This window comes from Methylophilus sp. OH31 (genome assembly GCF_000576615.1).
GTDB lineage: Bacteria > Pseudomonadota > Gammaproteobacteria > Burkholderiales > Methylophilaceae > Methylophilus.
In genome coordinates this window covers 224,372-247,844 of sequence record NZ_BAUS01000001.1, presented here as the reverse complement: position 1 = coordinate 247,844, position 23,473 = coordinate 224,372, and the positions used below count along the sequence as shown (strand labels likewise).

At 52.0% G+C, this 23,473-nt stretch carries 20 protein-coding genes; 3 read left to right on the top strand and 17 right to left on the bottom strand.

The features are described from left to right. Nucleotides 1-6 precede the first annotated feature (6 nt). From OH31_RS01020 to OH31_RS00960, 13 genes are all read right to left on the bottom strand, one after another. Complete coding sequence (locus tag OH31_RS01020; protein WP_232411484.1) at nt 7-987, bottom strand: type II secretion system F family protein; 981 nt, start codon at nt 985-987, stop codon at nt 7-9. A 3-nt stretch (nt 988-990) separates the two neighbouring features. Beyond that, nucleotides 991-2,349 carry a CpaF family protein gene (locus OH31_RS01015; RefSeq protein WP_024929270.1) on the bottom strand — a complete coding sequence of 453 codons (1,359 nt, stop codon included), beginning with the start codon at nt 2,347-2,349 and terminating at the stop codon, nt 991-993. Nucleotides 2,350-2,363: 14 nt separating this feature from the next. Further along, a complete protein-coding gene (locus OH31_RS01010) occupies nt 2,364-3,518 on the bottom strand; it encodes an AAA family ATPase (protein ID WP_024929269.1) in 1,155 nt (384 codons plus the stop codon). An 8-nt stretch (nt 3,519-3,526) separates the two neighbouring features. Then, a complete protein-coding gene (locus tag OH31_RS01005) occupies nt 3,527-3,940 on the bottom strand; it encodes a TadE/TadG family type IV pilus assembly protein (RefSeq protein WP_024929268.1) in 414 nt (137 codons plus the stop codon). Beyond that, the gene (locus OH31_RS01000; protein WP_019882937.1) at nt 3,937-4,428 is read right to left on the bottom strand and encodes a TadE family protein; all 492 of its coding nucleotides are present in this window, start codon (nt 4,426-4,428) and stop codon (nt 3,937-3,939) included. The genes OH31_RS01005 and OH31_RS01000 overlap by 4 nt, the downstream gene beginning before the upstream one ends. Nucleotides 4,429-4,430: 2 nt before the next feature. Next, on the bottom strand, nt 4,431-5,624 hold the full coding sequence (locus tag OH31_RS00995) for a pilus assembly protein TadG-related protein (protein WP_024929267.1): 1,194 nt from the start codon (nt 5,622-5,624) through the stop codon (nt 4,431-4,433). Nucleotides 5,625-5,673: 49 nt separating this feature from the next. Beyond that, a complete protein-coding gene (locus OH31_RS00990) occupies nt 5,674-5,973 on the bottom strand; it encodes a hypothetical protein (RefSeq protein ID WP_232411482.1) in 300 nt (99 codons plus the stop codon). Nucleotides 5,974-5,982: 9 nt separating this feature from the next. After that, entirely contained in the window at nt 5,983-7,563 is a 1,581-nt protein-coding gene (locus OH31_RS00985) for a type II and III secretion system protein family protein (RefSeq protein ID WP_242402153.1), read from the bottom strand. A 127-nt stretch (nt 7,564-7,690) separates the two neighbouring features. Next, nucleotides 7,691-8,530: a Flp pilus assembly protein CpaB gene (gene cpaB, locus OH31_RS00980; RefSeq protein ID WP_019882933.1), complete on the bottom strand. Its 840-nt coding sequence runs from the start codon at nt 8,528-8,530 to the stop codon at nt 7,691-7,693. Between the two features lie 54 nt (nt 8,531-8,584). Continuing rightward, the gene (locus OH31_RS00975) at nt 8,585-9,121 is read right to left on the bottom strand and encodes a prepilin peptidase (protein WP_024929265.1); all 537 of its coding nucleotides are present in this window, start codon (nt 9,119-9,121) and stop codon (nt 8,585-8,587) included. Between the two features lie 85 nt (nt 9,122-9,206). Further along, on the bottom strand, nt 9,207-9,371 hold the full coding sequence (locus OH31_RS00970) for a Flp family type IVb pilin (RefSeq protein WP_019882931.1): 165 nt from the start codon (nt 9,369-9,371) through the stop codon (nt 9,207-9,209). Between the two features lie 524 nt (nt 9,372-9,895). After that, complete coding sequence (locus tag OH31_RS00965; RefSeq protein ID WP_024929264.1) at nt 9,896-11,002, bottom strand: NADH:flavin oxidoreductase/NADH oxidase; 1,107 nt, start codon at nt 11,000-11,002, stop codon at nt 9,896-9,898. A gap of 30 nt (nt 11,003-11,032) precedes the next feature. Next, nucleotides 11,033-12,235, bottom strand: a complete 1,203-nt coding sequence (locus tag OH31_RS00960; RefSeq protein WP_036298466.1) for an MFS transporter — start codon at nt 12,233-12,235, stop codon at nt 11,033-11,035. An 86-nt stretch (nt 12,236-12,321) separates the two neighbouring features. Here OH31_RS00960 and OH31_RS00955 point away from each other — a divergent pair, with 86 nt between their 5' ends. Beyond that, the gene (locus OH31_RS00955; RefSeq protein WP_019882928.1) at nt 12,322-12,627 is read left to right on the top strand and encodes a helix-turn-helix transcriptional regulator; all 306 of its coding nucleotides are present in this window, start codon (nt 12,322-12,324) and stop codon (nt 12,625-12,627) included. A 10-nt stretch (nt 12,628-12,637) separates the two neighbouring features. Here OH31_RS00955 and OH31_RS00950 read toward each other — a convergent pair whose 3' ends face one another. Then, a complete protein-coding gene (locus tag OH31_RS00950) occupies nt 12,638-13,597 on the bottom strand; it encodes a LysR family transcriptional regulator (protein WP_024929262.1) in 960 nt (319 codons plus the stop codon). 126 nt (nt 13,598-13,723) lie between these two features. On the opposite strand from OH31_RS00950, the gene OH31_RS00945 reads away from it, so the two are divergent. Then, a complete protein-coding gene (locus OH31_RS00945) occupies nt 13,724-14,872 on the top strand; it encodes an iron-containing alcohol dehydrogenase (protein ID WP_024929261.1) in 1,149 nt (382 codons plus the stop codon). A 26-nt stretch (nt 14,873-14,898) separates the two neighbouring features. Next, nucleotides 14,899-15,885, top strand: coding sequence for an aldo/keto reductase (locus OH31_RS00940; RefSeq protein ID WP_024929260.1), 987 nt, complete (start codon nt 14,899-14,901; stop codon nt 15,883-15,885). A gap of 50 nt (nt 15,886-15,935) precedes the next feature. Here the strand turns inward: OH31_RS00940 and OH31_RS00935 are convergent, their stop codons facing one another. Genes OH31_RS00935 through nirB form a run of 3 tightly spaced genes read right to left on the bottom strand, consistent with a single transcriptional unit; the run spans nt 15,936 to nt 23,093 of the window. Then, nucleotides 15,936-20,108: a bifunctional nitrate reductase/sulfite reductase flavoprotein subunit alpha gene (locus tag OH31_RS00935; RefSeq protein ID WP_024929259.1), complete on the bottom strand. Its 4,173-nt coding sequence runs from the start codon at nt 20,106-20,108 to the stop codon at nt 15,936-15,938. 21 nt (nt 20,109-20,129) lie between these two features. Further along, on the bottom strand, nt 20,130-20,513 hold the full coding sequence (gene nirD / locus OH31_RS00930) for a nitrite reductase small subunit NirD (RefSeq protein ID WP_024929258.1): 384 nt from the start codon (nt 20,511-20,513) through the stop codon (nt 20,130-20,132). 15 nt (nt 20,514-20,528) lie between these two features. Continuing rightward, nucleotides 20,529-23,093, bottom strand: a complete 2,565-nt coding sequence (nirB, locus tag OH31_RS00925; RefSeq protein ID WP_024929257.1) for a nitrite reductase large subunit NirB — start codon at nt 23,091-23,093, stop codon at nt 20,529-20,531. Nucleotides 23,094-23,473 lie beyond the last annotated feature (380 nt).

Genomic DNA, 23,473 nt, shown 5'->3' with positions numbered 1-23,473 from the left:
CGCCAATCACACTTTGATTTGAATAATCTTGCGCATACATAAACCTGCAAATATCATCAAGACAAAACCGATTTTCAATAATGTCAGTCCCACTTCTGTGCCGAACAAGAGCTTGGCGTAATAAGGCGTAATAGCACTCATTAGCGGCACAATCATCACCGGCATCAGCCACATGACCCAGGCCGAGGTCCTGCCTTCGGCACTGAGTGTGTCGATGTCACGCATTAACTGGAATCGGTCACGGATAATCTTGCTCATAGAGGTCAATACATGGGCAAGGTTGCCGCCTGATTCGCGCTGAATCAGAATGGCAATCACAAAAAACTTGAGGTCGGTAATGGGTACGCGCCGACTGAGGTTTAACATCGCCTCGCTTAGTGGCACACCAAGATTGGTTTCCTCAAGGGAGATGCGGAATTCTCCGGCCAGTGGTTCGGCGAACTCGTCACTGACAATCTTGAAGGCACTTTGGAAGGAGTGGCCTGCTTTCAGCGAGCGCGCCATGGAGTCGATGGCATCCGGCAATTGTTGCTCAACCTGTTTGAGTCGTTTGCTGCGCTCTATGTAGATATGCATTAAAGGTAGCAAGCTCGCACCGGCACCCAATAGTGTGCACCACATCCAGTTAACGCCAAGCAGCAGGCCGATTAAAAAGCCTGACACAAAGAACAGGAAAATATAACGGGTAAACTGCTCGACTGACCATAGCTTGCCAGATTGCATCAACAGGATATCCAGCTCCCGGATATCAAAGAACCAGCCTATCATTTTGATCAGTTGGCTTTGGCTGTCTTGAATGCGGCTACGTAAAATACTGATTTCATGGCGGTAAACATTGTCGCTGGCGACGCCTTTGAGGCGGCTGGCAAGCTTTCTGGCTTCTGCGCTATGTTTTTCTTTCCATACCAGCAGAATCGCTTCAAAAAATAGAAAACAGGCGAAGAAGCCAAGCACTGCAAATAACATAAGTTGTGTATTGATTTTCATATGCTACACCTCGTACCTGACTGTCGGGTCGAAGTCGGACTCTAACAGTGCAGCCCCATAGGATTTAAGCCGTTGCATAAAGGTAGGGACAACGCCGGTGGCATAAAAATAGCCCCTGACTTTGCCTTGTTCATCGACGCCGGTTTGCCTGAAGCCATAAATCTCCTGCATGGCAATCGTTTCACCTTCCATGCCGGTGATTTCCTGGATACTGACGATTTTGCGGGTGCCATCCACCAGGCGGGAGACCTGGATAATCACATTGATCGCGGCCGCGATTTGTTGCCGGGTCGCCAGCAAGGTTAAATTAGCACCTGCCATGCCCACCATGTTTTCCATCCTGGCCAGGGCATCGCGCGGGCTGTTGGCATGGATAGTGGCAAACGAGCCTTCATGGCCGGTATTCATTGCCTGCAACATATCCAGCGCTTCGGCACCGCGCACTTCGCCCAAAATGATCCGGTCTGGCCGCATGCGCAAGGCATTGCGCACCAGGGCGGTTTGTGTCACTTCGCCCTTGTTTTCAATATTGGGCGGCCGGGTTTCCAGCCTCACCACGTGCGGTTGTTGCATTCTTAATTCGGCGGCATCTTCAATGGTGACAATACGTTCTTCTTTGGGGATAAAGCCGGAAACCAGATTCAGCATGGTGGTTTTGCCGCTGCCGGTACCACCCGAAATCACCGCATTCATTTTGGATTTTGAGAAGGCGCTGATCAAGTTCGCCATTTGTGGCGTCATGGTTTTGAGTTTGATCAGATCGTCGGTCAGCAGCGGGCTCACCGAAAAGCGGCGAATCGACATCACTGGGCCATCCAGCGCCAGCGGCGGGATAATGGCGTTTACTCGCGAGCCGTCAGCAAGGCGGGCATCCACCATCGGGCTGGATTCGTCGACCCGCCTGCCGACCTGGCTGACAATGCGTTCAATGATGTTGAGCAAGTGCTGGTTATCCTGGAATTGCACCTGCGTTAATTCCAGCATGCCTTTGCGTTCTATATAGACCTGGTTGTAGCCATTGACCAGGATGTCCGAGATTGCCGGGTCGCTCAGCAGCGGCTCCAATGGCCCCAGGCCAAACATTTCATATTGAATATCCCTGGCCAGTGAACCTCTTTCAGCCGTGTTGAGGGCGATACTTTGTTCGTCGACGATGACGCTGACCAGCTCATTGATCTGTTTTTTAATTTGCTCATCCGATAAGGTCGCCAGTTTTTCCAGGTTGATGCGATCGAGAATCTGGGTATGTATCTGCCTTTTCAGCGCAGAATATCCGCTGGCATCCTGGCCGCCCTCAACCAGCGAATGATGGTGAGTGTTAAAGGTGCTATTGGTAGATTGCAATTTTTCACGAAGGGACATGATGCAGCCTCCGGCTATTTAAAAAGGTTAGAAAAAAATCCGGCACAGGCCACTTTTTCACCGGTGAACTTTTCAGCCAGTTGTTTAAGTTTTTTTGCCATGTCTGATTTTGGATTCAGTTTGTAAACGGCCTCACCCTGATTAATGCAGTGATTCACCAGGGCATATTCGTTGGGCAAGGTGTCACTGACTTTTAAGCCCAGCGCTTGCTCAAAATCTGAAATTTTTAACTTGTCATTCTTGTCGTAGCGATTGACCAGGAAATAGATTTTTTCCTTGGCGTAGCCCAGGGAGCTGAAAATCCGGTACAAATAATTGGCATCGCGGATATAGGGCAGCACTAACTGCACCACTGGCAGTATCTGATGGCTTAGGTCCATCGCCTTGACCGTCAATGCATCAATGTGGCGGCCCAAATCCAGGATGATCAAATCGTAATAATTACCCGCTACCTCAATGATCTTTTCTAGATGCTCAGGTTTGACATCTGAGGCATGCGCAGGATTGTCCGATGCTGCCAGTACTTTCAGGCGTGGCGTGATTTCGATCAGTGAGGAATCAAGAAAGGCATAATCCAGCCGGTGAATTTGCTGGCAAAGTTCGGCCAGGGAGGCGCTGGCTTGTTCATCTGACAAATACATGCAGGCGTCACCAAAATAAGGGTTGGCATCAATCAGCAAGACGCGCTTGTTGGTATATTCGGCTATGACGTAAGCCAGATTTGTCGCTACGAAAGTCGCGCCGGCACCGCCTTTGCAGGAGATCACGCTAATGACTTTGGTTGAGACACCCCGTGTGGCGCGTGACCTGGCCATATAACGTTCCAGTGCTGCAATCAGGCTTTGCTCAGACAGTGGCAGCGCCAGCACTTCAGAGAAACCGGCCCGAATCCCTTTGAGTAGCATTTCTGAGGTGACCTCCTCAGATAACAACATGAAGGTCATCTGGCTGTATTGTGTTTTGTAGCGCTCAATCAGGTCAAACTCGGCGACGTCTGACTGGCTGACATCAATCATCAGCACGTCGGGCCGCTCGGTGGCGATTTTCTGGTTGGCGCTCACCAGATTGGTTTGATAGGCAACACATTCAAAGCCCCGCTGGTAAAGCGTCTGGAAGCCGGACAGGCTTTGAATGACTTGGTTGTTTTCACTTATTATTAGTATTTTCATATCAACACCTAACTACACTTAGCGTTATATTGACTATCCAGGCTTTCTCTGGGGAGCGTGGTGGTAAAGCTTGGCATGGTCACGTTAAAACCAAACACTGCCGAGGTATAAACGGCCTGGCTCAGGGCCACGGTAATGGTCTTGCAATCGGCCACCGTGCAGCCGCCAGGTAAGTAAGTCACGACTACATTGCTACTGCTGACAAAGGGCAGGCGGCTGGTGACTTGTGTTTTGATGGCATTGCTATTCTGGGCACAGACCGTGCCCAGGCGGGCGGCCGCACGCGTGGCCTGCGAGGCCGCATCGTAGTAGTGCAGCACCTTGCCCAGTTCGACAATTGAAAACAGCAACAGAAACAGAAACCCCGAGACCAGTACAAACTCGATGGCATAGACCCCTTGTTGTGATTTGCGTGTGTTCATGTCAATTGATTACAGCTCGTACTGACTGTATCCAGTTGTGGTTGATAAAAAGTGCTGGAGATATTGCCCAGCGCCAGTGAGCCGGAAAACAGCTTGGTGATATAAGAAAGACTCATGCTGTTGATGCCCACTTTGACCATGGTCACGCTGCCGACCATCAGGTATTGCACTTGCACTTTGCTGGTGGATAGCCCCGAGACCGAGGCTTTTGAACAACTGGTGAGCGAACCACAGACGGCCAGGTTTTTGCTCTCGGTGATGACCGTTTTGTAAGCCAGGACCTCGGGGTCGGTGGTAGAGGCGCAATTCATCGGCCGTGTATGCCCGGCCAGGTATTTGCCCGCGTCACGCACATTTTTGACCAGCTCGTTATACTGGAACATGGTTTTTGCCAGGTCGACACCGGCCAGCATGACAATAATCAGGAAAGGCAGCACCACTGCCAACTCGATGGCTGCGATTCCGGAATGTGTTGTGCGATTGTTCATGATCACTCCACCAAGGCAGCCACTTTTGGCCCCAGCACTGAACCCCCGCCCACCAGGCCGCCAGATTTGCTGCAAGGCGTGACAGAAGTGCTGGCGTTGCCCAGGTACTCAAGATACATATTGAAATTGGCCCCACTGGTGGTCGGCATCGGGTGTAGCAAAAAGATACAGACAAATGACTTGAGCTTCATGGTGGTGCAATCGACCACTGGCGCGATGGCTACGCGCCGGTTAGTGCCATAGGCTTTCAGGTCTGTGCTTGGCATATAGGCAAACGCGTTGCTGATTGATATTCCCGAAATATCACTGTAGGGCGTATTGTTCGGCACAGCGTTTGGTGAAAAATCAGCTGCATAACGATTGGTTTGGGCCGGGTTGTAATAGCCCTTGCCGCTGGTATCCGGAAAATATCCGGAAGAGGCTGTATTTTTTTTCTTAATACCAAAGCGGGTATTGAAATCATCCCGCAAAGAGGCTTTGTACCCAGGCGTGCCGATATATTGATCTGCGGATGCTTTTACCGAACAGTCGGTAGACTGTTGGCCACTTAGCGTATCCGCCAGTTCATTGGCACCGCCACCGCCACTGGTAAAGTCCACCCAGCGGAAATGGCCGGACAGCGTGGTATCTTTATTGCCGTTATTCGGCGAAGCCACGCCCGCCAGCCAGTCTCCAGGGTTTTTACCTGCTACGTCAGGCTGGCAAATGCCGATCGGAATCGCACAGGCCGTTTGTGAGGGCAGGGTGGTGGCGGTGGCTACTGCCGTGACTGATTCAGCGGCATTCACACTGCCGCCTATGCGGTTCAATAGTGGCGTAATCCAGTTGCTGATACCGCTGCGCGTAATGCTGCAGCGCAGGTATTTGCCATTGACGCCATTGGATGTACTCGGAAAGGTAATGGTTACCTCGCCAGTGGCAATCGCATTTTTCTGAAAATAGGCACGGTTATTTTGCGCCACGGTCAGCCCGGCACCAGAGGCCCTGGTTTGTTCATTGGTCAGGCCATCAAATTGTGCCGCGCCAGCCAGTGCACAGGCATCTGCTGCATTTTGCAGCTCGGATTTAGTCACATACAGTTTGCCTAAGTCCGCGCCCAGGCCGCCCATCACCAGCAACAATGGCAAAAACAGCAATACCATGAGTGCAATCGAACCTGACTGCTTACTTTGTTTGCAATGTCTGGTCATTAACATATCGATCTCCATAGGCAGACAATGATGCGGATACGCTGCCTGGGTACGCCTACTGGTTGCCTGTGCCGTTATTCGACCCCGTGCCGCCTACCCCGAAATTAAATACACTGGGTTGCGGCACGGGTTTGGAGAACGACTTCTGGTAACTATTAATCGAGTCACGCGCGGCACGGCCATCCAGCCCATTGACGGGATCCGGATTATTGGCAGCAGCCGGGTGTATGATCTGCGCCTGCAAGGTATTGCGGACGCTTTCACCAAACTCGCGTTCATATCGTGGCATGGTGCTTTGACATGCTGACACACCGACGGCCACCCCCAACAACATATATAGATTTAGCGGTTTCATTTTGGCATCCTATTTAAGATCGTATCCAGTCGCATTGTCTGCGCTTGGTTCATCAGTTTTTTTTGCAGGTTGTTTTTCGTCAGCGTTGGTCTTGGCTGGCGCATCTCCGTCCGGTTTACCTTCCAGTTTGCCGCCCAGGAAAAACTCTTTGCGGCTAGGATCTGTATGGCGGCCGGTAGGCAGGTCAATGTCTGCCGGGTTCACCGGTTTCACCAGGTGCGGTGTCACTACAAATACCAGCTCGGTTTTATCGTTCTGAAAGTCCGAGCTTCTGAATAACGCGCCAATGATCGGAATCTCCCCCAGAATCGGGAAAGCCTTGATATTGGCTGTGGTATTGTTTTTGATTAAGCCGCCAATAGCGAAGCTTTGTCCGTCGAATAGTTGCACGGTGGTAGAAGCTTTTCTGGTAGTAAAGGCCGGTAAAATGGCCGTACCGCTAAACCCGGTAGCAGTCACGCCTATGCCTTCCCGGTTAAGCTCCGAGACTTCTGGCGCTACACGTAAATTGATGCGCCCGCCCGCCAGTACGGTGGGGGTAAATTTCACACCCACCCCAAACTCTTTTTCTTCCAATGTGATGGTGTTGCCCGCGCCGGCATTTTGCGCCACCGGGATGAAAATGCGGCCACCTGCCAGAAAGCTACCTTCCTGGCCGCTGATGGCCATAATGGTTGGCTCAGCCAGCACTTTGATTAAGCCATCGCGTTTTTCAGCATCCAGGGTGAAATTTTTGTTGGCTGACTTAAAGCCGCCAATCGAGCCGCCAGTGGCGCTGCCCGATGTCGATAGGAAATTACCTAATAGCGTGTAAGTCCAACTGCCAGAGGTTTTACTGAGGGCGATACTGGCGCCTAATTTATCGAGCAGGGTTTTAGACACTTCGGCCACTTTCACCTCTAGCATGACCTGTTGCTGGGCTGAGACCGTGAGCATATTCACAATGCGGGGGTTCACAAACTCCTGTAGTAGCGGATTATTCAGCTGCTGCTGTGATTGTTGCTGTTGTTGCATCTGCATCTGCATTTGCATCTGTGCGTTGTCGCCACTGGCAAATACCGGCATGGTTCTTCTTCTGACAAAGGTCTGTGCAATATCAATCACCCGGTTGGCCGTCAGCGCATCCTCCACCGAGCCCCAGACGATGAGCGAATCTGCGGCGGCAGTGACCTTGATGTTTTTTTCCTCTGGCAGCAGTTCTGATAATGTTTGCAGCAATCCTTCTGCATCCATATTGACGACCACATCGACAAAGGTACATTTGCCACTCTTGCCTTTGATGATCATATTGGTCGTGCCTATATTCACCCCAAGCAGATACAGGGTTTTTAATGACACCAGCTTGGTTTGCAGCACACTCGCATCACCCACACTGCGCGTCGCCAGCGGCTCCGGCAGGCTCATTAAGGTAGACTTGCCCAGCGGCAGGTGCATGGTGGTGGGATGGGCAATCTCGCCGTCACAGTTGGCATCGCCATTGCCAATGTAATCATTGGTTTCAATGACTGCCGCTTTGGTTTTTTCAGCAGAAATCAACAGGGAAGGCAACGTGGCAGTGATGAACGCCGCGGCCAGGAGAGACAACTTCAACGCATATTTTGACTTGTGATCAAATGCGATATGCGTTCTCTTCAATGAGAAGAAATCCATGATCGACCCCCTCTGAAAACCTAAGGTTTTCAATATTGTTTGAGTTATTGTTCACTTACTTTTTGAGTCAAAAACACTCAAGTGACTCAGTCGTCCCTGTGAATACCTTGGTACATTTCTTAGTCACCACTATTGGCGCCGCTGCCGCAACAATCATTTTTTTCGCCTTGGGTTTGCTGATCACGGGCATCACTGGCCCTGTATTTTTCGGGACCAAAGATAACAAGGCTTCTTTAGTGATACCCTGGGTAGCAACATCGCCGGGGTCGGCCTGATTGCGTAATACCAGGGAGAGATTGCCGACACTGCGTGCCAGGTCTATCATTTCTGCCTGCTCTGGGGTGACTTCGAGGGTGACGGCATTGACGACTTTGGGTTTGTCGGCATTGGCATTGACGTCATCACCAACAGCTAGCACGAGGATGTGCTTGAGGACGATCTTGGAAATATTGTCTTCGTCGCCGTTGCGTTCGGCCTGATTGGTATTGACGATCATGTCAACATAATTGCCTGGTAGCGCGAAACCAGCCACGCCCACCACTTCGTTGACTTTGACAGTAATTGCGCGCTTGCCTTCGGCAATCACGGCAGACAAGCCGCCTTTAGAGCCAACCGGTGCCAGTTTGGACTCCAGCACGGGCTCGCCATTTTGCAGGCTATATTTGACCACCCGACCATCAAGCTTCTCGACCTCGCCAAAGAAGCCCTCGGGTAAACTGGTTTTGGGCCAATCGATGCGTTTCAGCATGCCCACATTGATTTTTTCACCCATATTGAGTGGGCTGACCATCACCACTACTTTTTCAGTTTGCATCGAACGTGTTTGCAACCATTTGGAAGCCGCTACCACCGCTCCAATCGCTGCTAACAAGGCAAACAACAGCATCGTCATTGCACGCATATTCATTTTTATTCTCTTTTTCGAAAAAAACTTGCAAATGAAATGGTCACGAATGCCAGACTACATATGTTGTGTGTACACCCCCATCAAAGTACCTATCGCAATCGCCAGTGCATAAGGCATTCTGCCTACACTGTTGATGCCATCTGTCCCATCCTCCATACCTAGCTGGATATGCGTATGGTGTAACCTGAAAAAGAGGATTGCATTCACATTTCTGATGAGTTGCATGCCCCGTTTTTGCATTAACACCACTCCCATCGCCAATACTCCACCAACTAGATAGATACACACCGCAACTGGCATCCATGCCGCCGAACCTAAAATGCCACCGACCACCATGGCCAGCTTGACATCGCCTGCTGCCATGCCTTTCAGCAAATAAAGTGGCATAAAACACATGAACGCTAAGCCCACGCCTTGTAACCATTGCACACCGCCTGGCCCGCTGGCATTTAATAGCCACAATCCCAAGCTGCTTATCAGGCCAAATACAATCAGTGTGTTATATACTTTGCGAAATCTAAGGTCGGTGTAACAGGCGTAGATCAATACCCCGGCCAGTAACCATAATCCAAGTGCTGCGTAAGTCGTCATGTTCAGAAACAAAAAAACCTCTCACCGTTGGGGTAAGAGGTTTTAATGGATATCATAGGCTGAAACCCGATACGCTACATTGTTTCTAGGTGGTGATACCGTTCACAATGGCCTGAAGCTTGGTGGTCAGAGTGGTACCCATCCCAGAAAAAACGGCAGCCAATACACCGACCAGTGCCGCAGCAATAATGACATACTCGATGGCGACAACGCCATCTTCATCCTTCATAAATTTAACGATTGCGCTCATCATCATCTCCCGAAAAGATATTTTTTTGTCACATGAAATACAAGTTTAATTGCGTATTTCATGACTGTATTTTACGTATTGTTTTTAGGTTTCCAAGTACCCGTTTGGGCTATCGTGAAAATAATTACCTAGGTAACTATTAACGAAAATACAATGATTACAGTATCTAACTTGCAAAATTAAAAGCAATAGATACCCATTAAAACACCTGGTATTTAACTAACATTTACCATGTTTGGCGTAAATGTAATTGTTGATGCCATTAAATTGTGATAATGATTTTCATTAACGGCGGTCGGGAGGGGTTGTCATGACATATGGCGGTCAAGCGTCGCGCGAAAAATGCAGCTTATTCTCAGGCATGTGAGGGGGTGCTGTATCGCAATAGTAGCGACTTAAATACAATTTTTGCGCGGCTAATGACGATGCATTATTCAAGTAATACATCGTTTAAGTGAATGTTTGCTCAAGAGCCAGGCCTGGCAGGCGGCGACACGGTCAGTGCCGCTTCCCGCCGGGCAAGCTTAGTCTAGTGTCGGGCTTCTATATCTGGCTAGCCAATGTGCATAAGGCGCAGGCAATACCCAGGCGGCATCGTCTTTACCCAATTGCTTGGCGGCGAAATAGGGCCAGTGCGGGTTTTCCAGATGCGCGCGGCCTATCATGGCTAAGTCCAATTCTTGTTTGCGGATAGCGTTATCTGCCAATGATGGTGCGCCGAAGCCCCAGGCGGATGAAACCGGGATGCCCGCTTCATTGCGCACGCGTTGTGCAATCGGGCCTAAAAACGCCGGGCCCCAGGGAATATTGGTTTCCGGAATGGTGAACCCGACACTGACACTTAACATGTCCAGCCCGCGTTCACGCCAGGCTTTGACCAGCTGAATCGATTCACTCAGGGTTTCTTCATCTTTGCCATCATATTCAATGACGCCGAACCTGGCGGTGAGTGGCAGGTTTTCCGGCCACACTGCGCGGATGGCTTCCAGCGTTTCGATGGTAAAACGCGAGCGGTTTTCAAAGCTGCCGCCATAAGCATCGGTACGCTGGTTAGAGTGTGCTGAGGTAAAACTTTGTCCCAGGTAACCGTGGGCAAAGTGGATTTCCAACCACTCGAAACCTGCATCAAGCGCGCGTTTTGCCGCAGCGACAAAATCCTGTTTGACGCGCTGGATGTCATCAATCGACATGGCGTTAGGCACGCGTGGCAAATCACCGCCAAAGGCAATGGCAGATGGCGCAATCGTTTGCCAGGCGCGTGGGTCATTTTCTGCAATATGGTCATCGCCTTCCCACGGTTTGTTGGCACTGGCTTTACGCCCGGCATGGGCAATCTGGATGCCGGGGACTGCGCCTGCTGCCTTGATAGAAGCAGCAATTTCACGTAGTTGTGCTGTTTGCGTATCGTTCCATAATCCCAGGCAGCCAGGCGTGATGCGGCCTTCTGGCGCGACGCCGGTGGCTTCGACAATCACCAGCCCGCTGCCCCCACGCGCCAGCGTGGCGTAATGGGCTTTGTGCCAGTCATTGGCAACGCCGTCTTCTGCCATATATTGGCACATAGGCGGAATCGCAATGCGGTTTCTGAGGGTGACGTCTTTTAATTGATAGCTAGAAAATAAATCGGCCATGATGATCCTTTTACTAAGTTTTCCTATTGATTAATTGTCGACAGATGCCAGTGTTGAATTGGCGTTATTGGAAAGGAGCTGCATTTCTATGATTGCCAATGCCAGCCCTACGCATACGATGCAACCGGCAATCCAGCCAATGGCGGTCAGGCCCAGGCCATGCGTAATCACCAATCCACCCACCCATGCGCCTGCCGCATTGCCGATATTGAAGGCGCCAATATTCATGGCTGAGGCCAATGTCGGTGCGCCGCTGGCCTTTTCCAGAATTTTGATCTGCAATGAAGGCACCGCAGTAAAACCGGCAATGCCGAGCAGCCCGACCAGCGCGACGACGGCTATTTGCTGATGGGCAAAGAAGGAGAACGAGACCAGGATGGCAATAATGAACATCAATGCCCCGATCAGGGTTTTATCCAGGTGGATATCGGCGAGTTTAGCGCCGATGATATTGCCAATGACCATGCCGACACCAAACAATAAAAATACCGGTGAAATGGCGGCGGGTGAAAAATGTGCGACATCGGTTAGTATTGGCGCGACGTAGGTAAGCACCGCGAACAGGCCCGTATCTACAATAATGGTCAGCAGCAATCCGGCAATCACTTGTGGTTGCAACAGGGTACTGATTTCAGCACGCACATTGACCTTTTCCGCATGATGATCGTTTGGCACCAGCCAGTAGAGCGCCGCTAGCGCAATCGGACCTATCATGGTCACCGCCCAAAAGGTGGACCGCCAGCCTAGCATCTGGCCTAACCAGGTCCCCGCAGGCACGCCAATCACATTGGCCACGGTCAGGCCGGTAAACATTAATGCAATCGCCAGTGCGCGCTTGTCTTTAGGCACCAGGCTAGTGGCGACCACCGCGCCTATGCCAAAAAAAGTACCGTGTGCAAACGAAGTCACCACGCGCGCGATCATGAGGGTGGTGTAGTCAGGTGCCACCGCGCAGATTAAATTACCCAGCGTGAAAATGGCCATGAGCCACAGCAACGAGCTTTTGCGCGAAAACTTGGCCATCAGGATAGACATGATAGGCGCACCCACGGCCACCCCCAGTGCATAGCCGCTGATCAATAAACCAGCCATGGGGATGCTGACGTGCAGGTCACGGCTCACTTCCGGCAACAAACCCATAATGACAAACTCAGTGGTGCCGATGCCAAAAGCGCCGGCCATCAATGCATATAAGGCGAGGGGGATGCCTTGTGAAGATGGTTCTTTTTTCATTGCAGCTTAAACACTTTTATTAAATTCCATAGTTCGAATATAATCGAACTATGGAATAATATCAAGCGTTGTGATAAATTTTACATATGCGGCAAATTAAACATCCCAATATGGATCAGGTGGAGCTCACAGACATTATGTATGCGCTGTCAGACCCTACGCGCCTGGAGATTGTCGGCCGACTGGCCAATGCAGGCCGTAAACTGACCTGTGGTGAACTCGACTTGAATCGCCCCAAATCCAGCATGTCGCATCATTTCAAAATTCTGCGCGCCGCCGGACTGGTGGAAACCCTGATTGAAGGCACTGAGCATATGAATGCGCTCAGGGTAGCAGAGATTGAGCAGAAGTTTCCTGGCGTGCTGCAATCGGTGCTGCGCGCACTTGCTTAATTGCAAGAGATTAATGCTCAAGGATATGAGCATGCGCTTTTAGTAGCGCTTCATCGCTCAATACAAATTCTTGACTGTTTGCCAGTCTTTCAATTACCAGATCAATAAAACAGCGTACTCGGGCCGGTTGCGCAGTACGGCTACCGTAATAAATATACAAGCCCAGGTTATCCACGATATGTTCCAGTAACAAGGGCACCAGGCGCCCTTGGCGAATATAGCTTGCAGCCGTGGGTACGGCCAGTTGACCAATCACTTCACCGGCCAACACAGCCCTGAGTTCGAAGCCTTCATCATTGGTGCAAAAGGCCGGGCGTACATGTTGCTCAATAATATTTTCGCCGACCTTCACGTGCCAGGGAACCACGCGACCATCGCTGGGGCGGCGAAATGCGCTGCAGCGATGTGTTTCCAATTGGCTGAGCGTATGTGGAATGCCGTATTTTCGCAGGTAGCTTGGCGCTGCACAGATGGCGAGTTGCATGGGAAAAAGCCTGCGCATGACCAAGCCATCTTGCGGCGGGTTGCCCAGGCGAAATCCGACATCGACACGATCGTCGACCCAATTGCCGATGCGGTCATCCAGCTGTATGTCGGGTTGTACTTCGGGATACAAGCGAGAGTATTCATCTAACACCGGGCCAAGTACTGATAGTAAAACCGTACGCGGTCCGACGATACGCAACGGGCCTGCGAGTCCTTCCCTGGTTTGGCGTGTGGATTCCAGCGCCTGTTCCAACCCGATTAATGAGGGTTTTGCCGATTCATATAGCCGTTGTCCTTCTTCGGTGAGTGACATGCTACGTGTGGTGCGATGAAACAGCCTGACACCAAGGTGTGCCTCCAGCTGGCCTAGGGCCTTACTGGCTGCCTGCGGGGTAATCTGCTGCGCAGCGGCCGCTTTACTGAGACTTCCTAGTTCGACAGTCCGCACAAAGGTGGTCATTGATCGTAAGGTATCCAGGGCCATGAGGGATTACTCTTTCTGCTATTTACATTATTTAGTTGTAAATAATTAAACTAATAATGCGCTAGTTTAATGCATATCCGGCGCGTAAAGTGCGACTCATCACATGGATAGATGAAAGGAACGCGCGTGGATCATTTTACTTATTACAATCCAACCAAAGTCGAGTTTGGTGTCGGTAAAGAGTCCCTGATTGGTCAGCACCTGGCCGAAGCCAGGGTCAAAAAAGTATTACTCTGTTATGGCAGTGACCGTATCAAACGTGATGGCTTGTTTGATGTGGTGACCAAAAGCCTGGCCGAGAAGAACATTCAATTTGTGCTGTGTGGTGGCATTGTCAGCAACCCCGTCATCTCTAAAGTACGTGAAGCGATCGGCCTGGCGCGCCTGCATCAGGTCGATGCCATTTTAAGTGTGGGTGGCGGTTCAGTGTTGGATAGTGCCAAAGCGATTGCCGCGGGTGTGCCTTATACAGGCGACGTTTGGGATTTGTTTATCGGCAAAGCCAGCATTGATAGCGCGTTGCCCGTGTTTGATATTTTGACGCTGGCGGCCACCGGCAGTGAAATGAATAGTGGTGCCGTTATCACCAATGAAGACACCAAAGAAAAATTTGCGATTCAATCACCACTGACATTCCCGAAAGTGTCTATCGTGAATCCCGTACTTATGAAAACCGTGTCGCGCGATTACCTGGTGTACTCTGCTGCAGACATTATTGCGCACGCAATTGAGGGCTATTTTACTGCTGTTGACCAGCCTCGGTTTCACTCACGGTTGGTCGAGGCCATCATCAATACCGTGATTGAAAACACGGAAATTCTGCTGGTGAATCCGGATAACTATGCAGCCAGAGCAGAGTTTGCCTGGGCATCGACACAGGCGCTGAATGGTTTGATTTATTCCGGGACGGCTGGTTACAGTTATCCCAACCACATGATTGAGCATGCACTGTCTGCCTTGTTCAATGTGCCGCATGGCGCTGGGCTGTCTGTGGTGATACCAGCCTGGATGAAGTGGTACCAGGACCGTAACCCTTTGCAGTTTGAACGGTTTGCGCAAAATATCTTTGGTTTGAAAACCGCTGAGCAAGGGATTGCTGCGCTGGAAAGCTGGTTTAACAAAATCGGCACGCCAACACGCTTAGCACAACTGGGCATTACCGAAGCCGACTTGCCAGCCACTATAGACATCGTACTCACCAATGCCAAGTGGTTTGGTCTCGCCGATATTTACACCAAAGAAGTGGCGACCACCATTTTGAAAAACGCACTTTAATCACTGACGAATAAGAAAGGCACAATATGCAAACACGCACATTAGGAAATAATGGCCTGGAAGTCTCCGCGCTAGGTTTGGGTTGTATGGGCCTTAGTTTTGGATACGGCGCCGCTGTCGATAAAAAAGACGGCATTGCGTTGATCCGGGCCGCTTACAGAAAAGGCTTTAACTTTTTTGATACCGCCGAGGTATATGGCCCTTTTGACAATGAAGAACTGCTTGGCGAGGCGCTGGCGCCATTTAAAAATGAGGTAGTCATCGCCACCAAATTTGGTTTCAAAATTGAAGATGGCAAACAAGTGGGATTGGATAGCCGCCCGGAAACCATCAGGAAAGTGGCCGAAGCCTCTTTAAGACGTCTCAAGATCGATGCGATTGATTTGTTTTATCAGCATCGGGTGGATGACACGGTGCCGATTGAAGAGGTGGCTGGTGCGGTCAAAGACTTGATTCAGCAAGGTAAAGTGAAACATTTTGGCTTGTCTGAGGCGGGCGTGAATACCATACGTCGGGCGCATGCCGTGCAGCCGGTTGCTGCCTTGCAGAGTGAGTACTCCTTATTCTGGCGCGAACCGGAAAAGGAGATTATGCCGACCCTGGAGGAACTGGGAATTGGTTTTGTGCCTTTTAGTCCGTTGGGGAAAGGATTTCTCACCGGCAAAATTAATGAACGTACCCAGTTTAGCGAGGGTGATTTCCGCAATGTGGTGCCGCGATTCTCAAAGGAAAATCGCAAAGCTAATATTTTGGTGGTTGAGTTGCTGTCTTATCTGGCGGAATTGAAAAATGTCACCCCTGCGCAGATTGCCCTGGCCTGGTTATTGGCGCAAAAGCCCTGGATAGTGCCGATTCCCGGCACCACTAAAGCGCATCGACTGAATGAGAATATTGGTTCAGTCGATGTCGAGTTGAGTGGCGATGAACTGCAAAGAATCAATGAAGTGGTGTCTGCCATGCAGTTTAAAGGCGAGCGCTATCCTGAGCATTTGCAAAAACTAGTCGGCCGATAGTCTTTTATACATGGCAATACTGCGTTGGCGCAGTCCTGTAAGCGGGGCGTTTAATACACATCCCGCACATAGCGTTTGTCCTGTGCCATCTTTGATACGTAGTCTGCAGCCGCTTCGGCACTCATCTTGCCATGGGTCTGGACAATGGTTTTCAAGGCGGCATCGACATCTTTTGCCATGCGGCTGGCATCGCCACAGACGCAGAAATGCGCGCCTGCTTGCAGCCATTGCCATAACATTTCGCCTTGTTCCAGCATGCGCTGTTGCACGTAGATCTTTTCTGACTGGTCTCTCGAGAAGGCCGTATCTAAACGATGCAAGACTTTGGCCTCTTGTAAGGCTGTCAGTTCTTCACGATAGTAAAAATCTGAAGCGGCGTGCTGTTCACCAAAGAACAGCCAGTTTTTACCTTGCGCGCCAGTGGCCTGGCGTTCCTGTAAAAAAGCGATAAATGGTGCAATGCCGGTGCCTGGACCGACCATAATCAACGGCGCATCCGGATTTTTTGGCGGGCGGAAGTGGGTAGAGCGTTGTAGAAATATAGGTACGCTGATTTCGCCAGCGCGGTCGGCCATAAAGGTTGAACACACCCCGCCACGCGCCTTATCTTTACCGTAACGCACGGTAGAAACCGTCAGGTGTACCTGGTTGGGGTAGGTTTTTGGACTGGAAGAAATAGAGTAAAGGCGTGGTTGCAGGCGTTTTAGGACGCTGAGCCATTCGCCCGCCTCGACTTTGATCGGATACGCCAGCAGCAAGTCTATGATCTGTTTACCCCACAGCCAGTCTTTGAGTGCTTTGTCATCGGCCATTAGTGCTGCCAGTGCGGCACTGTGACTGCGATCTTGCACAAACTTGAGCATGTCAGGGGTGATGCGGGCAATCTCATAGTGGTGTGAGAGGGCATCTACCAACGCCACTTCGCCATGATCTTTCACGGTCACCATGGTAGAGGGTGACAGTTTGAGTGCACTCAGCATATCGCCCACCAGTTCCGGGCAGTTGGTCGGCCAGACGCCGAGCGCATCCCCTGCTTCGTAGCTGAATCCGCTATTGCTGAGGTCAAAACCAAACTGGCGGATCTCTTTCTCTGCACCTTCGGCATTCAGTCGCTGATTGATGATCAATGGGGCTTGCAGCGGCTGCTGGCGCGTATAGCCTGAGGATGTTGCCACTGCCGTTTCTGCAAGTGCTTCATCGCTATCGCCTGCCAGTGCCATGGCGGGTTGTGTCACGCTGGCGGCATGATTAGCCAAAGCGGAAACCACTTTGCCCAGCCACTCGTTGGCAGCTTGCTCAAAGTCCGGCTCACAATCCACACGTGGCGTCAGGCGCTGCGCGCCCAAGGCTTCCAGGCGTGCATCAAGCTTGCGGCCAAAGCCACAGAACTGGTCATAATTGGAGTCACCGAATGCCAGCACGGAAAAACGGGTTTTTTCCAGCTTGGGTGCGGTATCCGCCTGGAGGGCGTTCCAGAAATGACTGCCGTTATCAGGCGGGTCACCATCGCCAAATGTACTGGTGAGCAGGAGCACCTGGCTGCTCGTGGCCAGGTCTGCCACCGTTATGCTGTCCAGTTGTTTTACTGTGGCTTGCAGCCCGCTGGCGTTGATACGCTCAGCACATTTTTCGGCAAAGCCTTCAGCATTACCGGTTTGTGAGGCCCACAGAATCATCACTGGTGGGGTGGCTGGTGTGGTCGAAAAATCCAGCAGGCCTGCAGGCACGTTGCTGTTGTCAGGCAGCCAGCTACGTGCAAACAGCCCAGCCAGGATGCCGTTAATCAGCACATGTTTGGCCGGCGCCAGCGGGGCGCCTTCTGGCAGCGTGGGCACGCCACCCAGCTGGCGCGACTCTTCGGTACGCAAGCCGGTGATAAAGCCTTGCAAGTAGAGTTGTTCGTGCGCATCCAGAATAATGTCCGCTTGCTTATCAAGCCCCAGCAACCTGGCTAAAGCATCGATATCTTTCATAGGAAGTTCCTTGTGATTCTTGACCGAGTCAGCTGCGTCGGTGATTGTGATGAGCACATCTTCTTCCGCAGGCGGCTGGGTCGCGGTGACGCGTGTCATCGCCACGGCGCAGAATTTGAATTCGGGTTGTTGTGAGATGGCGTCTATCGCATCACTGGTGACGGCATTAATCGTCAGGTCGTCGCCAAATACATCGTTCCAGTGAAAAGGCGCAAAGCAGTTGCCAGCACGCACGCGATCCGTCACCACTGCAGGTAATACTGCGCGGCCACGCCGCGAGCGAATTTCGACTGAGTCTTTATCTTGTATGCCCAGTGCGGCTGCATCTTCTGGATGCAGCTCTACAAACGGGCCCGGGTTGAGTTTGTTTAAGGTAGGAATCTTGCCGGTTTTGGTCATGGTGTGCCATTGGTGCTGCAGGCGACCGGTGTTCAGCACAAATGGATAGTCCGGATCGGGTAACTCTGCCGGATCCATGTGCGGACGGGCAAAAAACACGCCTTTGCCACTGGCAGTTGCAAAGGCAATACGCGGCTGGCTACCATCTTCACGGATGGTCAGTTTCTGGCTGATGCCATTATTAAGATAGCGAATCGGATGGCGATCTTCTATGCTGTCTGGTGCGCATGGCCATTGCAGGGATTGCTGGCGTAATTTTTCATGACTGACACCGCGGATGTCATAACCGGTTTTCAGGTTAGAGGCCTGGGTGATTTCCGCAAATACTTCAGCGGCTGACTGGTAGCTGAAGCCTTCACTAAAGCCCATTTCGCAAGCCACTTTGGCAATGATCTGCCAGTCTGCCATGGCTTCACCCGGCGGGTTCACCGCATGCTGCATCAGCGTCATATTGCGTTCTGAGTTAATCATCACGCCTTCTGCTTCGGCCCACAAGGCACCCGGCAGCAAAATATCGGCATAGCGATTGGTTTCAGTATCGAGGAACGCATCCTGAGCAATCACCAGCTCGGCCTTTTCCAGTCCGGCGATGACGTTTTTGCGGTTGGCCATGCTGGCGACCGGGTTGGTACAAATCACCCAGCAGGCTTTGATGTCGCCGGCCATCATTTGCTCAAACATGGCGACGGTACCGCCACCCAGGCGTGTATGCAGCGTGCCTTCCGGCACTTTCCACAGCTGTTCGATGAATTGTCTATCCTGCTCGACCAAGACTGAGCGCTGGCCTGGTAGCCCTGGGCCCATATAGCCCATTTCACGGCCACCCATGGCATTCGGTTGGCCGGTCAGTGAGAACGGGCCGCTGCCTGGGCGACAAATCGCGCCGGTCGCCAGGTGCAGGTTACATATGGCATTGGTGTTCCAGGTGCCATGGGTGCTTTGGTTGAGGCCCATGGTCCAGCAACTGATCCAGTTTTTGCTGCTACCTATCCACTCAGCCGCCTGGCGGATGGCGTGTTCATTAATGCCTGTGATTTCGGCCACTTTTTCTGGCGAATAGGCTTCGAGGAAGTCGGGCATGACCTCCCAGCCTTCGGTAAATTCGGCAATAAACGCGGTATCGGTGTGGCCGTTTTTGACCAGCAAGTGCAATAAACCATTGAGTAAAGCGAGATCAGTGCCGGGCTTGATCTGCATAAACAAATTTGCTTTATCTGCGGTAGTGTTGCGGCGCGGATCAACCACGACCAATTTGGCACCGGCTTTGACTCTATCCATCATGCGCAGGAATAAAATCGGGTGGCAATCGGCCATATTGGCGCCAATGACAAAGAACAAGTCCGTCTGGTCGAAGTCCTGGTAGGAGCCTGGCGGGCCATCTGCGCCCAGCGATAATTTATAGCCACTACCTGCGCTGGCCATACACAGGCGCGAGTTAGACTCAATGTTGTTGCTACCGAGATAACCCTTTACCAGTTTGTTGGCGAGGTATTGCGACTCAATCGACATCTGGCCGGAGACATACAAGGCAATCGCATCCGGGCCGTGTTCGTCGAGAATGGCACGCAGGCGGCGTGCGGTTTCCTTGATGGCCTCGTCCATGCCTGTTCGCACGGATTCCTGTCCACGCGCCGGGCGTACATAGGCATAGTCCAGCCGACCAGAATCGGCAATGGCCTGAATGCAGGTATTGCCTTTGGTGCACAGGCGGCCAAAATTGGTCGGGTGCTGCTTGTCACCGTAGACCTTGATGATGCGCCGGGTCTGGGTTTCGCCGTGCTCCTCTACCTCCATGACAATGCCGCAACCGACACCGCAATAGGGACAGACTGATTTTACCTGTGTGACCATCGTGCCGAATCCCGAGGCAAGCTAGACCTGCACCCAGACTGCGCCGTCACGCAGTTCCACCGCATAGGTATTCAAGCGCACACTGTCATCTTCGACGCAGACACCGGTACGCAACTGGTAATGATGTTTGTAGATCGGTGAGGCGACGACACGCTCGCCGCCTAAGTCACCGACGATGCCGCGTGATAGCACGTTGGCGTCGCTGTGCGGGTCGTGATTGTCGATGGCGTACAGCAGGTTATCCTGCAGGCGGAAAATCGCGATCTGTCGACCCTCGACCAAGGCACATACGCCCATATTGGGCCAGATGTCTTCCAGTGCACACACCGGGTGCCACGCGCCTGCATTGTCAGGGATTTGATTGATTGCATCATCCAATGACGCTGCTTGTTGTAATTGACTCATGGGGTACTCCGTTGATTACTCTGTGGTCGCGAGGATGGGAATCACCTTCGCTTGTTGCTTTTCTTCTACCGTCGCCGGGCGCATCTGCTCGCGTTCCTTGACGAAGACAATGTTGTTGTCGCCAGCCACGCTGTTCACAAAACTGCGGAAGCGTTTGCGCACTTCAGGATCGTTGACGGCGGTTTTCCATTCGTCCTGGTAGTTATCTACCACGTGTTGCATTTGCGCTTCCAGCTCGGCGCCCAGGCCCAAGGAGTCATTGATCACCACGTCTCTGAGGTAGTCCAGGCCACCTTCCAGGTTGTCGCGCCAGGTGCTGGTGCGTTGCAGGCGATCAGCAGTGCGGATATAGAACATCAGGAAGCGGTCTATCATGCGGATGGCTTCTTCTTTACTGAGGTCGCTGGCGATCAGTTCAGCGTGACGTGGCTTCATGCCACCGTTACCGCATACATACAGGTTCCAGCCATTTTCTGTGGCGATTAAACCCACATCTTTGCCTTGGGCTTCGGCGCACTCACGCGTACAACCCGAAACACCGAACTTGATTTTGTGCGGTGCGCGCAGGCCTTTGTAGCGGTTCTCCAGTTGTACGGCCAGGCCGACGCTGTCGTCCACGCCATAACGGCACCAGGTCGAGCCAACGCAACTTTTCACGGTACGTAATGATTTACCATAAGCATGACCGGACTCGAAACCAGCAGCGATCAACTCTTCCCAGATATTCGGTAATTGTTCGACGCGGGCGCCGAACATATCGACACGGGCACCGCCGGTGACCTTGGTATACAAGTTGTATTTTTTGGCAATCTGGCCGATGGCGATCAGGCCATCAGGGGTGACTTCACCGCCCGGCATACGTGGCACGACGGAGTAGCTGCCATCTTTCTGGATATTGCCCAGGAAGTAGTCGTTCGAATCTTGCAGCGAAGCCAGGTCTTTCTTCAGGATAAAATCGTTCCAGCAAGAGGCGAGGATGCTGGCCGCGGTCGGTTTGCAGATATCACAACCCATGCCTTTACCATGCTTGTGCAACAGTTCGCCGAAGGTTTTGATTTGCTCCACGCGCACCAGGTGGTACAACTCTTGGCGTGAGTAGGGGAAGTGTTCGCACAGGTGATTGTTGACAGTCATGCCCAGCTTGACCATCTGCGCTTTCATCACTTGTGTCACCAAAGGCACGCAACCGCCGCAAGCAGTGCCCGCTTTGGTGCAAGACTTGATTTCGCCTATGCTGCAAGCACCCGCGGCCACGGCTTCACCGATGGCGCCTTTGCTGACGTTGTTGCAAGAGCACAGCACCGCGCTGTCTGGCAGCGCATCTACGCCCAGGCCAGGTTTTTCTTTGCCATCACTGGCAGGCAAAATCAGGAATTCCGGGTTTTCCGGCAAAGCCATGGCATTGACCGTCATCTGTTGCAGCGTGCCGTATTCATCGGCATTGCCAATCAGCACCGCCCCCAGCAGTTTTTTACCATCTTCGCTGACGACAATTTTTTTGTAGATATTGCGCACTTCATCGGTGTACTGGTAGCTGCGGCAACCATGCGTTTTGCCATGCGCATCACCGACGCTGGCCACATCGACGCCCATCAGCTTGAGTTTGGTGCTCATGTCCGCGCCCTGGAAGGTGGATGTCGTTTCACCTGACAAATGTGCGCAAGCCGTGCGGGCCATGTCGTAGCCTGGTGCCACCAGGCCGTACATTTCATCGTTCCAGCTGGCACATTCGCCGATCGCGTAAATATCGTGGTCGCTGGAGCGGGAGAAGTCGTCGATGGCGATACCGCCACGCGCACCTATGGCCAGCCCGGAGTCGCGTGCCAGTTCGTCGCGCGGACGGATACCGGCGGAAAAGACGATCATGTCGGTTTCCAGCCAGGTTTCATCAAAGAACACCATGCGATGACGCGCTGTCGCACCATCCACGATCGCGGTGGTATTGCGGCTGGTATGTACGTGCACACCGAGTTCTTCAATCTTGCTGCGCAGCACTTTGCCGCCAGCCTCGTCCACTTGCACTGCCATCAGGCGCGGCGCGAATTCCACTACGTGGGTGTCCAGGCCCATGTCGCGCAAAGCTTTGGCGCATTCCAGGCCGAGCAGGCCGCCGCCGACCACTACGCCACTCTTGGCGGATTTACCTGCGGCCGTCATGGCCTCCAGGTCTTCAATGGTGCGGTAAACAAAGCAGTTTTCGCGATCACGGCCAGCGACAGACGGCACGAATGGGAAAGAGCCAGTTGCCAATACCAGCTTGTCATATGACAGGACCGTGTTATCGCTTAGCGTGATGGTATGCTGGTGGCGGTCAATCTGGCTGACGCGCGCGTTCAGGCGCAGTTCCAGGCCTGGGCGGTCATAAAAGCCAGGTTCGACTAATGATAAATCTTCAGCGGTGCTGCCCGAGAAAAAACTGGACAGGTGCACACGATCATAAGCCGGGCGTGGTTCTTCGCCTAATACGGTGACTTGCAGGTTGGCGGCTGCCAGATCCGGGTGGCGTTTCACCAGTTCCTGCATAAAATAATGTCCCACCATGCCGTTGCCGACAACTACTACGCGGGTAAGTTGATTCATCGTGTGTTCCCCATCAGATGCAAGCATGACGATGGCAGTTGTTTTTCCATAGGCATGCGTTGCGATTTACTAAACTTAAAAACGAAAAAAGGCGCCCACAGCTTATCTAGCGACCACCTTTGGCAGCATTTAAATAAGCTATGGACGCCGTTGTCCATAAAGGGATTTCCTGACTGAGAAAATGCCCTTATTGCAAATACTCATCGTTAATAAACGAGATTTATTGCCAAATAAGCAATTGGCATGCCAAGAGGCAGGGGAGGTGTCACTGCAAGCGATTGAAATGCTTTAAGTGATTGTTATATAGCGGTTTATATCTTTCCTGGTGTGCGTTTTATGCATTCAGTAGAGATCAAGGCAGTGGGGTGAAATAAGTATGA

Coding starts and splice junctions, on each gene's coding strand:
- OH31_RS00965 (WP_024929264.1), bottom strand. CDS start 11,002: ATGGCCGATTTATTTTCTAGCTATCAATTAAAAGACGTCACCCTCAGA.
- OH31_RS01020 (WP_232411484.1), bottom strand. CDS start 987: ATGAAAATCAATACACAACTTATGTTATTTGCAGTGCTTGGCTTCTTC.
- nirB (WP_024929257.1), bottom strand. CDS start 23,093: ATGAATCAACTTACCCGCGTAGTAGTTGTCGGCAACGGCATGGTGGGA.
- OH31_RS00950 (WP_024929262.1), bottom strand. CDS start 13,597: ATGGCCCTGGATACCTTACGATCAATGACCACCTTTGTGCGGACTGTC.
- OH31_RS00955 (WP_019882928.1), top strand. CDS start 12,322: ATGCGGCAAATTAAACATCCCAATATGGATCAGGTGGAGCTCACAGAC.
- OH31_RS01000 (WP_019882937.1), bottom strand. CDS start 4,428: ATGAACAATCGCACAACACATTCCGGAATCGCAGCCATCGAGTTGGCA.
- OH31_RS01015 (WP_024929270.1), bottom strand. CDS start 2,349: ATGTCCCTTCGTGAAAAATTGCAATCTACCAATAGCACCTTTAACACT.
- cpaB (WP_019882933.1), bottom strand. CDS start 8,530: ATGAATATGCGTGCAATGACGATGCTGTTGTTTGCCTTGTTAGCAGCG.
- OH31_RS00995 (WP_024929267.1), bottom strand. CDS start 5,624: ATGTTAATGACCAGACATTGCAAACAAAGTAAGCAGTCAGGTTCGATT.
- OH31_RS00990 (WP_232411482.1), bottom strand. CDS start 5,973: ATGAAACCGCTAAATCTATATATGTTGTTGGGGGTGGCCGTCGGTGTG.
- nirD (WP_024929258.1), bottom strand. CDS start 20,513: ATGAGTCAATTACAACAAGCAGCGTCATTGGATGATGCAATCAATCAA.
- OH31_RS00970 (WP_019882931.1), bottom strand. CDS start 9,371: ATGAGCGCAATCGTTAAATTTATGAAGGATGAAGATGGCGTTGTCGCC.
- OH31_RS01005 (WP_024929268.1), bottom strand. CDS start 3,940: ATGAACACACGCAAATCACAACAAGGGGTCTATGCCATCGAGTTTGTA.
- OH31_RS00940 (WP_024929260.1), top strand. CDS start 14,899: ATGCAAACACGCACATTAGGAAATAATGGCCTGGAAGTCTCCGCGCTA.
- OH31_RS00975 (WP_024929265.1), bottom strand. CDS start 9,121: ATGACGACTTACGCAGCACTTGGATTATGGTTACTGGCCGGGGTATTG.
- OH31_RS00960 (WP_036298466.1), bottom strand. CDS start 12,235: ATGAAAAAAGAACCATCTTCACAAGGCATCCCCCTCGCCTTATATGCA.
- OH31_RS00935 (WP_024929259.1), bottom strand. CDS start 20,108: ATGGTCACACAGGTAAAATCAGTCTGTCCCTATTGCGGTGTCGGTTGC.
- OH31_RS01010 (WP_024929269.1), bottom strand. CDS start 3,518: ATGAAAATACTAATAATAAGTGAAAACAACCAAGTCATTCAAAGCCTG.